At 69.2% G+C, this 10,809-nt stretch carries 13 protein-coding genes and 2 pseudogenes; 6 read left to right on the forward strand and 9 right to left on the reverse strand.

Annotation, left to right across the window (positions count from 1 at the left end; translation table 11 throughout):
- Window positions 1-188, forward strand: a 188-nt coding sequence (locus ACFC1F_RS40695) for a hypothetical protein (RefSeq protein WP_376166523.1), incomplete at its 5' end; no start/stop codon positions are given.
- Between the two features lie 59 nt (window positions 189-247).
- Here ACFC1F_RS40695 and ACFC1F_RS40700 read toward each other — a convergent pair.
- Window positions 248-1,039 (reverse strand): DUF5984 family protein, encoded by a 792-nt coding sequence (locus ACFC1F_RS40700; RefSeq protein ID WP_376166525.1) that lies wholly within the window; start codon window positions 1,037-1,039, stop codon window positions 248-250.
- A 399-nt stretch (window positions 1,040-1,438) separates the two neighbouring features.
- Between ACFC1F_RS40700 and ACFC1F_RS40705 the strand changes: the two genes are divergently transcribed.
- Window positions 1,439-2,314, forward strand: coding sequence for a hypothetical protein (locus ACFC1F_RS40705; protein ID WP_376166527.1), 876 nt, complete (start codon window positions 1,439-1,441; stop codon window positions 2,312-2,314).
- Here the strand turns inward: ACFC1F_RS40705 and ACFC1F_RS40710 are convergent.
- Both ACFC1F_RS40710 and ACFC1F_RS40715 read right to left on the reverse strand, forming a co-directional pair.
- A complete protein-coding gene (locus ACFC1F_RS40710) occupies window positions 2,277-2,504 on the reverse strand; it encodes a transposase (protein WP_376166529.1) in 228 nt (75 codons plus the stop codon). The genes ACFC1F_RS40705 and ACFC1F_RS40710 overlap by 38 nt on opposite strands.
- Before the next feature lie 222 nt (window positions 2,505-2,726).
- Window positions 2,727-3,374, reverse strand: a complete 648-nt coding sequence (locus ACFC1F_RS40715) for a hypothetical protein (RefSeq protein ID WP_376166531.1) — start codon at window positions 3,372-3,374, stop codon at window positions 2,727-2,729.
- Window positions 3,375-3,697: 323 nt separating this feature from the next.
- Here ACFC1F_RS40715 and ACFC1F_RS40720 point away from each other — a divergent pair, with 323 nt between their 5' ends.
- Window positions 3,698-4,102, forward strand: a complete 405-nt coding sequence (locus ACFC1F_RS40720; RefSeq protein WP_376166533.1) for a hypothetical protein — start codon at window positions 3,698-3,700, stop codon at window positions 4,100-4,102.
- Between the two features lie 14 nt (window positions 4,103-4,116).
- On the opposite strand, the pseudogene ACFC1F_RS40725 reads toward ACFC1F_RS40720, so the two are convergent.
- Window positions 4,117-4,401, reverse strand: a pseudogene (locus tag ACFC1F_RS40725) (IS630 family transposase); the annotation flags it as partial.
- A gap of 206 nt (window positions 4,402-4,607) precedes the next feature.
- On the opposite strand from ACFC1F_RS40725, the gene ACFC1F_RS40730 reads away from it, so the two are divergent.
- The 3 genes from ACFC1F_RS40730 (at window position 4,608) to ACFC1F_RS40740 (ending at window position 6,032) form a co-directional block, all read left to right on the forward strand.
- Window positions 4,608-4,961 carry a hypothetical protein gene (locus tag ACFC1F_RS40730; RefSeq protein WP_376166535.1) on the forward strand — a complete coding sequence of 118 codons (354 nt, stop codon included), beginning with the start codon at window positions 4,608-4,610 and terminating at the stop codon, window positions 4,959-4,961.
- On the forward strand, window positions 4,934-5,320 hold the full coding sequence (locus ACFC1F_RS40735) for a hypothetical protein (protein WP_376166537.1): 387 nt from the start codon (window positions 4,934-4,936) through the stop codon (window positions 5,318-5,320). Before ACFC1F_RS40730 ends, ACFC1F_RS40735 begins: the two co-directional genes overlap by 28 nt.
- Before the next feature lie 208 nt (window positions 5,321-5,528).
- Window positions 5,529-6,032, forward strand: coding sequence for a hypothetical protein (locus tag ACFC1F_RS40740; RefSeq protein ID WP_376166539.1), 504 nt, complete (start codon window positions 5,529-5,531; stop codon window positions 6,030-6,032).
- Window positions 6,033-6,147: 115 nt separating this feature from the next.
- On the opposite strand, the gene ACFC1F_RS40745 is transcribed toward ACFC1F_RS40740, so the two are convergent.
- From ACFC1F_RS40745 to ACFC1F_RS40765, 5 genes and pseudogenes are all read right to left on the reverse strand, one after another.
- A complete protein-coding gene (locus ACFC1F_RS40745) occupies window positions 6,148-6,495 on the reverse strand; it encodes a hypothetical protein (protein WP_376166546.1) in 348 nt (115 codons plus the stop codon).
- Between the two features lie 148 nt (window positions 6,496-6,643).
- Window positions 6,644-7,537, reverse strand: coding sequence for a methyltransferase domain-containing protein (locus ACFC1F_RS40750; RefSeq protein WP_376166541.1), 894 nt, complete (start codon window positions 7,535-7,537; stop codon window positions 6,644-6,646).
- Between the two features lie 1,138 nt (window positions 7,538-8,675).
- Window positions 8,676-9,713 carry a sugar ABC transporter substrate-binding protein gene (locus tag ACFC1F_RS40755; RefSeq protein WP_376166543.1) on the reverse strand — a complete coding sequence of 346 codons (1,038 nt, stop codon included), beginning with the start codon at window positions 9,711-9,713 and terminating at the stop codon, window positions 8,676-8,678.
- Window positions 9,714-9,793: 80 nt separating this feature from the next.
- Window positions 9,794-10,492, reverse strand: a complete 699-nt coding sequence (locus ACFC1F_RS40760; RefSeq protein ID WP_376166544.1) for a FadR/GntR family transcriptional regulator — start codon at window positions 10,490-10,492, stop codon at window positions 9,794-9,796.
- Between the two features lie 134 nt (window positions 10,493-10,626).
- Window positions 10,627-10,809 (reverse strand): annotated as a pseudogene (locus ACFC1F_RS40765) (ABC transporter permease); the annotation flags it as partial.

Here is a 10,809-nt window from a genome sequence, read left to right on the forward strand (position 1 = left end):
GCGCCCAGGACACCACCCTCACCCGCCACCGACCGCCCCACCACGTCCTCGGCCTGCACTGGATCCCCGACACCCGCCTCGCCGACGTCATGACCACCGGACAGCACCGCCGCGTCACCCAGGCCCTCACCGCCCTCGCCCGCGGCGCCCACCTCCCCTTCCTCCTCCGCGGCCTCCCCGCCGGATAGCTTGCCGTTCAACCATCGGCCTCGATCAGGCGCCGGGGTTCCCTCTCAGTCCTGTGCTGCTACCCCTGGGCGAGGAGCGAACCCAGGCCGGCACGTACGGCCGCCCAGTCAGTGCCTGGCTCGTGATTCCGCGCCCGCTGCAGCCAGGTTGACCGGTCCCGGTGCTCGCGGCGCAACTGCTCCGTGTCCAGTTCAACGCCGGGTACCGGAGTTGCCTCCTCCAACTCGCTGATGCGCTGCTCCATCGCGGCCAACAGCGCCCGGTCGAGTTCGGTCACCGCCGCGAGGAACTCCTGCGTCGGCATGGTCACCCGACCTCTCTGCGGCCCGACGAACTCGATCACGCCCTCCGGGTCCACCTCGTGCTCCCACGTCAGAGTGACGGTGTCTTCCTGACCGCTGATGCTGCGCCAGCACCGGACGTACGGCGCGACCCGCAGATAGCTGGTGTTCAGGAAACCGGCGCTGTGCCAGGCCAATGCGGCGTCGGCTTCCTCCGGTGTGTCCTCCCAATCCCAGTCCCAGTCCGGCGAATTGTCGGCCGCGATGTCCAACAGGTCCGGTGGCACCGGCTCCATCGCCTTTGACACGAGTTCGATCACGTCCTCCCACAGGCGGACCACGTAGTAGTCCACATAGGGGCACGGCTGTCCGCCGTCACTGTCGCTCCGGAGTTCCCGAACCGTGTGCTCGGAGTAACGCAGCACCTCATGGCCGTCGAGGTCGATGCAGTACCAGCCGTCGGTCAAGCCGAACCAGTGCAGTACGGGGCGCTCGGCACCCCACGGCCGCACCTTGTCCAGCGGGGTCAGCCCGAAGCGGAAGCGAATCGTGGGTTCAGTGTGGATCACGGCTTCAGTGTGTTCGCTGGAGATCAATTGTCAACAGAGTCACCGCCCGAGGAATCTGTCGCCCGTACGGGGGTTTGACGCATGCAGGAGGACCGTTCGCGTGATCCTTGACTCGGCCACGAGGCACGGGAATCGACGCGAAAGCAGTGGTGGCCATGGCGATGAGGGCCGAAGTCCGGCGGAATGCGTTCGCGGAACTCTCATGCCTCCGGGGGTCGCGGGATCGGGAATGGTGCGTCGGCAGGCCGGCACGCCAGCACCGCCGGCCTGCGGGGTCGTGGGTGAGGAACGGCGCCGGCTGTGCGGCCTTTCCAGGCGTCGAGGAGGCCCAACTGCGTTCTTGTGCAGGGAGTTGGTGAACCGGATACTTCGCGTTGACAACAAGCTGAGGGGGATTCAGTGGATCTTGTCCATTTGGCGGAGAGGTCTGCGGCCGTCACGGGGGACTTTCTGGTGGCTTCGGCCACGGGCGCCGCGACACAGGCCGGTTCTGTGGTGGGGAGCGCGGTCGCGCAGCTGGTCATGGGGCGGCTCGGCATCGAACCGACCGCGTCCCATGCGGTGCCGGCGTTGCAGGCCGCTCCTGCGGACGAGCAGCGGCGCTCCGACCTCGCGGCCGCTCTGCGGGAGGTTCTCGCCCGGGATCCGGGCTTCGCCGGGGTGCTGGGCGAGGCGGTCCGGGAGGTGGACCAGAACCTACACGTGGTGGCATCCGGTCAAGGAAGCTTCGTCCCGGTCGGTTCGCCCGTCACCGCCAGCGGACGGGGAGTGGCGGTCGGCCGGGACCAGCACAACACCCGGGTCACGAAGAGGGGCGGGGCCCTGTGGGCCGCAGTGGCTGTGGCGGTGGCGGTGGTCGCTACCGGGACGACGCTGCTGGTCACCCAGGACGGCCCTGAGGATACGCTGAAGCAGCAGGCCGAGCAGACTGCCGCCGACTGGCTCCGGGCCGCCTTCAGTAACGACGTCGAGACCATGTGCGCGCTGACTGCGCGCGGCGAGAGCGGCATCGGCGACTGCCGAAGCGAGGAACGCAGGAAGGACGCGCTGGTGGCCGCGCAGGCCCACCCCGCGACGGACGACGAGATCGCCTTTGCCAAGGCGTGGAGGGTCACGTCGTCGGACCTGCCCAGCACCAATACGGCACGCGTGACGGCCGTCAACAAGGCGACCTTCCACGGCAAGACCAACGCACCGATGATCGTCCACCTGACCCATGAGAGCGGCGAATGGCGCGTCACCGACGCGGAATCCGCAGGCCAGGACGATTCCTGAGCCGGTCGTGGTACTCGGCCACGGCGCCGTTCTCGGCGGTGCGCTGGAAGTGGGCGTAGACGGCGGACCGGGCTGGGAGGTCGGCCGGGGGCCGGCGCCACTTGCAGCCGCTGTCGTCGACGTAGCGGACCGCGTCGATGAGCAGCGCTCGCAGTACCTGGCCGGACGGCCGCCACGATCCTCCAGCCACGGCTGCGTCCGGAGCGCGGCGAGGGTGATCTCCCTCTCCGCGTCGGGCACGTCGCTGGAGTACACCGGCCGCCGGTCGGGCTGCTCGTGCGCGGAGCATCACAGGACCTTCTGGTACGCGGTTGCGTTGGCACCTTTCGAGCCACCAGGAGGTCCTTCTTCTGTGCCGTCACCCCACGTTGGTTACCCGATCCAGCGGTCCGCGTGGTTGGTGCCAGGGCTCTCAGTCGGTGCGATCCGGTTCCGTGCGCAGCTTCTTGAACTCCCTCCGGAGCCAGCGCCAGCCGGCGGTGACGGCGATGGCGGCGGTGAGGAGCGCGAAAAGGGCAGCGGCGAAGACGAGGGGGAGCCCGGAGTGGTCGCTGATCTCGCCGGTCTGCGGGTCCATCCACATCTGCTGGTGGCCACCGTCCTGGCCGGCGGACCTGGAACCGCGTCGCTCGGATCGTTCACGGCCGTCGAACATCCAGTGATACACGCATGAGGTCTCGACTCGGACCGAGCCGCTGTCCGACGTGGAGGTGCCGTCAACTCGGCAGCCGTTGAGGGTGGTGGTCACCGCCTGTGAGGTGCGGGCCCAACTCGCGACGGCGTCCGCGACGTCGTCCGCAGCCAAGGCCGAGGTCCAGAGCAGGAGCATCAGGATGATCGCGGCTGCGTGCCTGAGCACCGGCACACCGTTGTCGGTGAGCGGCAGCGAAGCGGCGAACGCCACCAGCAGGCCCGCACCACCGACGAGAAGGAGAGGAGTGAGCGGCAGGGCGGCCACGGTCGATCCCCAGGACCAGCAGAGCAGCGCGCCGCTCACCGCGCCGGTCAGCGTGCCCGTCAGGGTGAGAATGCGCCAGAACGCCGGTCTGCCGATTGCCATCGAAGCCCCCCGCCGATTCCGACGACGATCCCCATGCTGACAGGCGTGGGCCCGGCAGTCCACGGAAATCCAGGCAGCGGTCGGGATTCGCGCCGGTCGCCGGAGACGGTCCCGAGAGCCTGCGGTGATCGCCTCGACGGACCGGAGTCCGACGGGCGCGAAAGGCCAATCACACGATCGGGCATCCGAGTTCGCACCCCAGGACCGGCGCCGACCGGCCGGCTGGTGCTGTGACCGCATGGGTTCACCGGGTCGCGGGCACGGCGGCTTGCAAGAGAGCTGTCTCGGTAAGATCGCGTCCCAAGGTGCGAAGGTCGGAGGGTATGGCGATGGGAATGCCGCAGCTTCGCCTCGGCGACGGTGAGGCATGGCTGGAGCTGCTTCAGGTCGGTGAGGACAGTTGGCGGGTCACCGCTGATTGGTGCTCCTCGCTGTCAGCTGACTACCCCGTTTACCTCACCAGGGAGGAGGCCGCGGACTTCGCCGCACGGATGCTCACTCACCTGCGTGCCCCGTCGAGCTCTCGGTTCTCGGAGGCCGTGACTCCCGGTCGCAACAATCCACTGGTGTTGGGTGCCGAACCCGTTGGGAACAGGTTTGCCTTCTTCGTGCACCTGACTCCCAATGGTGACGATGATGTGTGTCACCTGCAGATGGAGATCGATCCCATCGACGCAATCGAACTCCGCGACATGTTCGGTGCGTTGCACGCATCATTGGCGAGCTGACACGAGCTTCCGAGTCAGGCCGTGATCGGGACCGTCCGGCCTCCCCAACGGATGCCCTTCTCGCTGTGGATGCGGGCACGCTCCTTGCGTTGGTCGGCCAGGACGTCGGGGTGGCGGGCGTTGGCGTTGCGCCAACGCAGGTAGGCGTGCAGTGCGCGGGGCTGGCCGGTGTGGTTGGGGTGGTTGGAGTTGGCGAGGGTGAACTGTCGCAGCGGTCCGAAGTGCGCCTCGATCGGGTTGGCCCGGGAGGCGCGGGTCGGGGTGAAGCACAGGGGGACATTGTTGTTCTTCGCCCAGCGGAGGAGCCGGTCCTTCTCGATGGGGGACCTCGCGGCCCTGCATCTGTCCGTCAACCCGTGAGACAGTGATCACTCCGGGGACGAACAGGGGTGGGCGAATGCGACGTTCGGCGATTGTTTCGGTCGGGGTGGCCGTGGTGATGACCACGGGTTTGGCGGCATGCGGCGGCGGTACGAAGACCTCGGCAGCGAGGTCCGGGGGGAGCGTGGCCACCACCATCGCATCGGCGCCGGCCGGGGTCTCTCCGTCGGCTTCCCCCAGCGACGACACCGAAGCGCTCGAACTCGCGAAGAAGGCCCGTGCGGCCTTGACCAGTGCGCCATCAGTATCGCTGTTGCACGAGCAACCGAGTCAGGCCAAGAATCCTATGAACCGCGTCTCCTTCGACCAGCAGGGCAACTGCGTCGGTGAGATGGCGGTCGAGCACGGATCGCTCCTCTTCCGCATGATCGGTGACGAGGGCTGGTGGCACCCGGATCGTGCGTGGGTGGAGTACGACGCGGCGACGAGGACCACACCGCACCGGAAGACATGGAAGAGCTGTTGGCCCTCATGCTGAAGTGGTCCCCGAATACCGGGGACGAGGCGGACATGAAGGACTACCGGGTGCGGTGCACTGCCAAGCCAGCGGCCGACTTGATCTGGAGCGACACTCCGGAGACGAAGACCCTCAAAGTGACGCGCATCGGCACCGGCAGGATCGGACAGACGCCGGTGATCATCCTGCGATCGGCCGGCCTTTCCGGGATCGCCGTCGTCTCGGTTGCGGCAGAGGGCACGCCGTACCCGATCAAGGTCGAGTTCGACCCCTCCAACCACCAGCCGGCGGCCACCTACACGCTCAGCGGATTCGCAGAACCGGTGGCGATCGAGAGGCCCTGGCAGAGCGAGATCGTGGTGCTCTCGAAGAAGTCCTGATCTCGTCCATCCTGGGGATCGAAGCAGATGAGTCCCGAGGACGGCACGACCTCGACGCCATAGGTCGCGGCCTCCCGGTGCTTGCTGAAAACCATTCCGAAGCGCGCCGCGGCATCGCCATCGGGACGTTCGCTTTCCCACACAGCCACGTCCTCACTCATGGCCGCTGGCGCGTCCTTCCCGGCGACGGATACTTCGTGGAGGTGTGATGACCGCACACGACGCCGAAATCCGCGTCGACCACAGCCAGTACTGGATCGGTACCGCCGGAAGCGAGCTCGACCCCGGGATGTACGAGGGGTTCAACGGGGTCGTCTCCACGCGGGGCGACAGCTTCGCGATCATCATGACCGGCACCGAGTTCGGCCCGGTCCAGCTCCGGTACGAGCCGCACGGCCAGGCACCGCCCCTCACCCTCGACGAGTGGGACGACGTCGTCGAGGTCAGCATGCGCCTCGACACGGACACCCGTATCCACGGCCCGATCCCCGACGACCGCGTCGCCGGGCTCCCACCGGTCAGCCATCAGGGACCCGGCCCCTACCGGATCCGCGTCCACACCCGCGGCCGCGACGCCGCCAGGGCCCTCGGCGACATCTTCGGCCCTCCGGCCGAACACCACCTCATCCAGACCTGGCCCGCCCCACAGGCCCCTGAGACCTGCCACAAACTCACCGACCAGTACGGCCGCTGCTACCGCAACAACATCTGACCGAACCCTGGCCGGCCGGTGACCCCACACGGCTGCCGACCGGCCAGGCCAGAAGAACACCACCGACCGACCAAGCCGATACGGACCGGTGGATTGATATTGGTGCCCAAGAAATTCAGCAGGGGTTACGGGCGGTGGAGGCCTTCGGCGACCCGCAGGCGCTCCTCATCAGAGAGCGCCGTCGGCCGACCGCTGGAAGCCGTGAATGTGTACGTCCCGTCGAACCAAGTGATCGAGCGTGGGCCGGGTGCCGATTGGCGGCGATGCTCTCGGCCATCTCGCCGGCCGCCCAGAGCACGGTGTCGTCCTCGTCCGGGCGCCAGCGGTGCCCGGCCCACTGGTACCAGCCGAGGCCTGGCACGTGCCGGTAGTCCCGCCCGTACAGGGGCACGAACAGCTTGGCGTTGCCGCGGTCCGACAGAGAGTCGGGCAGCAGCCTGTGGGCCGTTGCCGCCGAGGTCATCTCGGTGGCCAACGGGGGCGCTGCCGGCACGACCGCAGGCACGTCGTGGCTCAGCGGTGCGGTGGCCAGAGCACTGGCAGCTCACGGTGACCATGCCTTCCTCGACGAACAGCACCGTGGGCAGGTCGGACAACGCCTGGGTCCACGCCTACCCGAGTGCCGGCGGGTGCTCGACCGGACGGCGTCCCCAGGCCGAAATCAGGGGCGCGAGTGTCAGGTCGAGTGCGCCCTCGTCGATGGCGGCCAGATGCGCGTCGATCTCGGCGTCGTCGGCCAGGCCGGCCGCGAGCAGCTCGCCGCGCACGTGCCGGATGGTCGCCGCCTCCAGCCGGTCGCAGGCCGGCCCGCCGACCGGGAAGGTGCCCCTCGCTGCGACGTCCATCAAGCCGGCCTCACGCAGTGCCCGCGGCAGTGTCCGGCCGTAGCGTAGGTCCGCGCCGCGGCGCAGCATGAGCTCCCGGACCGCGTCACGCAGCCGGTTGGCCCGCCGCTGCGCAGGACCGCTGTCGTCCAGGCATGCCAGTGGCTGCAGAGCGGTGTCGGCGTCCTCGATCAGCAGCCAGCCGCCGGGGCGTAGCGCTGCCGCCATCGTGGCCAACGCCCGAGCCCGGTCGGGTACGTGGACCAGCACGAGCCGGGCGTGCACCAGATCGAACGTCCCCGGCTCCGGGGGCGGGTCGGTGGCGACGTCGTGCCGGCGCACCTCGTACCCGTCGCCGGTCTTCAGCCACGACGGGTCGATGTCCGTGGCCAGCACGTGCCCGGTCGGACCGACGGCCGCCGCGAGCGCCTCCGGGATACCGGGGCCACCGGCCCCCACTTCCCAGCAGCGCGAGCCGGCCTTGACCCCCAGTCGATCGAAGTGCCCGCGCGTCACACCGTCGAACAGCTCGGCCAGCCAGACGAATCGCTCGCCCGCCTCGGCGCGCGCGTTGTCCAGCAGGTACCCGCGGGCGGGAGCGGAGTCTCCGCCGGGCGCGGCAGTCCCGGCTGTCGGATCCGGTCGACCATCAACGTGCGGCGGGCGGGGCGAGGAGGTCATGACTCCATGGTCAACCTCCCCAGGCCACCGGCGCCACGACGACGCGAGAGGGATATCTCACACGGCCGGCGAAGCCCGGACGCCTGCAGCACGGTTCTGCACCGTGACGCACCGGAAGGGGTTTCGCCGAAGCCCCGGGCTGGGGACAGGGGCCACGTGTGGCCGCCGTGAAAGGCGGCCGTGAGGCGTCGGCGGTGGAGGGCTGCGACGCCCGGGTCCGCCGCGCCCGTGACACCGGTCGCGGCCGGGGCGGCCCAGGTGGTGCCCGGGAGGCTACCGGCGCCGGCGGCAGCGGAAGGTCGGACCGTCGCGCAAGGCCCGGTGTCGGGGTCAGGAACGCCACCGCCACCGCCGGCCCCGGGGGAACCGTCTGACCAAGTGTCACCGTCGTTCCCTGCGAACGCAGTGAAGTACCGCCGCCGACGAGTGGACATCCTGGTGCGGCTGATCCCGCCTCCCGCGAACCGTCGTCACCGGCCGGTGCACGGAGGCGAGTCGGTCGGACACCACGCCGCACCTTGTCCCAGCGCTACCAGGGGGAACAGGCAGATGAGTTTTCAGGGCCTCGTCATCATCGTGGGGACCATCTTGATCGGCATCAGGCTCGTCGCCTGGGCCGTGCTCCGGGACGACGCCGACCGGAAGTCCCGCTACAGGGGCGGAGACGGCGGCGACACCGGCGGAAGCGGCGGCGACTACGGCGGGGGCCACAGTGGCTGCGGCGGGGGCCACAGTGGCTGCGGAGGCGGCTGCGGCGGGGGCAGTTGAGCTCCGAGCCGTCAACCGATCGCCAGGACCAGGAGCAGCATGCCTCCGTGAACGCCTTCTCGGCGCATCGACCGCGTGCGGTCGGCGGTCGATGCGCTCGATGACCTCTCCGCCCCTGCCAGGACTGCCGGACCAACAGTCGCACCGGACTGAGGTCGGCGTGGTCCTTCGCGGCCCGGACCGACGAGGAACGCGTCCTGGGGGGACGTGGACGTGCGGGTGGGTGTACTCGGACCGTGGGACGTCACCACCGGGCGCCGCACCCTCGTCCGGTGAGACGGGGCCGCCGGTCCGGTGGTGATGTACGGGCCGGAGTCCCGTCGTCCCCTTCTCGCAGTGGCTGTTGGCCTGGCTCCGGAGCCCGCCTCGGTCAGCCCGTAACGTGGTTGGCCCAGAGGGACTTGTCGTCCACGTTGTCCTTGGTGACCAGGGGTGCGGGGAGCTGGTCCTCCAGGCCGTTGGGCAGGGAGACGATGGTCGACCCGTGGTCGGTGGGCCCGGTCTGGAAGGACTTGCCCTCGGCGGCGGCCTTGGCGTAGTACAGGGCGTACTTGGCGTAGAGGTCGGCGGGCTGGGAGACGGTCGCGTCGATCTCGCCCTTGCGGATCGCGTCGAGCTCGGCGGGGATGCCGTCGTTGGAGACGATGGCGATGTGGCCGCTCTGCCCGGCGGGCTTGAGCAGCCCCTTCTGCCGGAGCAGGGCGAGGGTGGGCTGCAGGAAGACGCCACCGGCCTGCATGTAGATGCCGTTCAGGTCCGGGTTGGCGGCCAGGGTGGACTGGAGCTTGGCGGAGGCGACGTCGCCCTTCCAGTCGGTGGGCAGCGCGATCACCTGGATACCGGGGAAATTGCGCTTCATGCAGGCGGCGAACCCCTCGGAGCGTTCGTATCCGTTGATGGAGGTCAGTGCGCCCTGGAGCTCGGCCACCTTGCCCTTGCCGCCGAGTTGCTTGCCGAGGAACTCGCAGGCCTTGGAGCCGTACGAGCGGTTGTCGGTGCGGACCACCATGTAGACGGTGCCGTGCTCCGGTTCGGTGTCCACGCTGATCGCGTGGATGTTGGCGCGGAACAACTCGGAGAGTGTCGTATCGGTGGTCATGGTGTTCTGCGGAGCCATGACGATGGACTTGGGATGCCGGGCGGCCATTGAGCGGACGTTGGCGGTGAACGTCGCCTCGTCGCCGTCCGAATGGGTCGGGGGCAGGACGCTCAGCTGCTGGTCGTTGATCTCCTGCTGGATGTACTTCGCGTACGCCTTCCAGAAGTCGGAGTCGGCACGGGGGATGTCGATGCCGATCTGTTGGCGGGAGTTGCCGGGGTCATCGGAGTCCCCGCAGGCGGTGAGGCAGCCGGCGAGCAACACGGCGATGCAGCCCATGCAGGTGGTCCGGAGGGTTCGGCTCTTCATGTGTCAGACCGTTCTGGGTGGTGGGGTTGGTGCGTACTGAGCGGGAGGGGAACGGATGTACGGGACTCGGCAGGTCGCCGTCAGGCGAGGGTGCCGAGTCCCGGGGAGCCGGTGCCGGCGGTCAGCCAGTCCTCGACGGCGGCGATGTGCACGGTGCTGGCGCTGGCGGCAAGGACGGCATCGCGGTTGACCAGGGCCCGCCAGATGGCCTCGTGTTCCCGGTGGGCCTGTTCGCGGGCGGGCGCGTACCGGATGCCGCGGACGATGCGCAGCCGCTGGGTGTGGGTGGAGAGGATGCCGAGCAGGGTGGAGAGCACGGGGTTGCCCACGGCGTCGGCGATCGTGCGGTGGAAGGCGATGTCCAGCTCGACGAACTCCTCGATGTCGGCCGCCGCGGCGCTCCGGTCGAGGACGGCCCGCAGCGTTCCCAGGTTCTCGTCGGTGAGCAGGTCGGCCGCGAGGGCGGTGGCCTGGGGTTCCAGCAGCCTTCGTATCTGGAGGAGTTGGCCGGCGGTGTGGCCCTGGGAGACGTCGGCGGCGAAGGCGAGCGATTCCAGGAGGAGGTGGGGTTCGAGCCCGGAGACGTAGGTGCCGTCGCCCTGTCTGGGGATGAGGATCCGCATCGCGGTGAGTGCGCGGACGGCCTCGCGCAGGGAGTTGCGGGACAGCCCGAGCTGGTCGGCGAGATCGGCCTCGTTGGGGAGTCTCGCGCCGGGCGGCAGGGCGCCCGAGACGATCATCTCCTTGATCCGCTCGATGGCCTGATCGGTCACCGCCATGGGTGTGCGCCTCCTGCGTGCGGACAAGGGAGTGGTGGTCGGTCGAGGAGGCGGGACGGGGAGGCCGGAGCGGCGCGCCCGGTTGCCGCCGGGCTGGTGGCGCCGCTCCGGCGGCTCTCAGGCCATGGGGCCCGTCACTCCTGCTTCTCGCCGGAGGCGAAGCGGGAGATGATCAGCGCGACGATGATGATCGCGCCGTTGAGGAACTGGTTCCACAGGGGTGGTACGCCGGCGAGGGTCATGACGTTGACCACGAGCTGGAGGGTCAGCACGCCGGTGAGGGCGCCGAAGAGGGTGCCGCGGCCGCCGTTGAGGCT

It is taken from the genome of Kitasatospora sp. NPDC056181, from assembly GCF_042266225.1.
Lineage (GTDB): Bacteria > Actinomycetota > Actinomycetes > Streptomycetales > Streptomycetaceae > Kitasatospora.

Coding starts and splice junctions, on each gene's coding strand:
- ACFC1F_RS40760 (WP_376166544.1), bottom strand. CDS start 10,492: ATGGCGGTGACCGATCAGGCCATCGAGCGGATCAAGGAGATGATCGTC.
- ACFC1F_RS40740 (WP_376166539.1), top strand. CDS start 5,529: ATGACCGCACACGACGCCGAAATCCGCGTCGACCACAGCCAGTACTGG.
- ACFC1F_RS40755 (WP_376166543.1), bottom strand. CDS start 9,713: ATGAAGAGCCGAACCCTCCGGACCACCTGCATGGGCTGCATCGCCGTG.
- ACFC1F_RS40735 (WP_376166537.1), top strand. CDS start 4,934: ATGGAAGAGCTGTTGGCCCTCATGCTGAAGTGGTCCCCGAATACCGGG.
- ACFC1F_RS40745 (WP_376166546.1), bottom strand. CDS start 6,495: ATGACCTCGGCGGCAACGGCCCACAGGCTGCTGCCCGACTCTCTGTCG.
- ACFC1F_RS40750 (WP_376166541.1), bottom strand. CDS start 7,537: ATGACCTCCTCGCCCCGCCCGCCGCACGTTGATGGTCGACCGGATCCG.
- ACFC1F_RS40715 (WP_376166531.1), bottom strand. CDS start 3,374: ATGGCAATCGGCAGACCGGCGTTCTGGCGCATTCTCACCCTGACGGGC.
- ACFC1F_RS40720 (WP_376166533.1), top strand. CDS start 3,698: ATGGCGATGGGAATGCCGCAGCTTCGCCTCGGCGACGGTGAGGCATGG.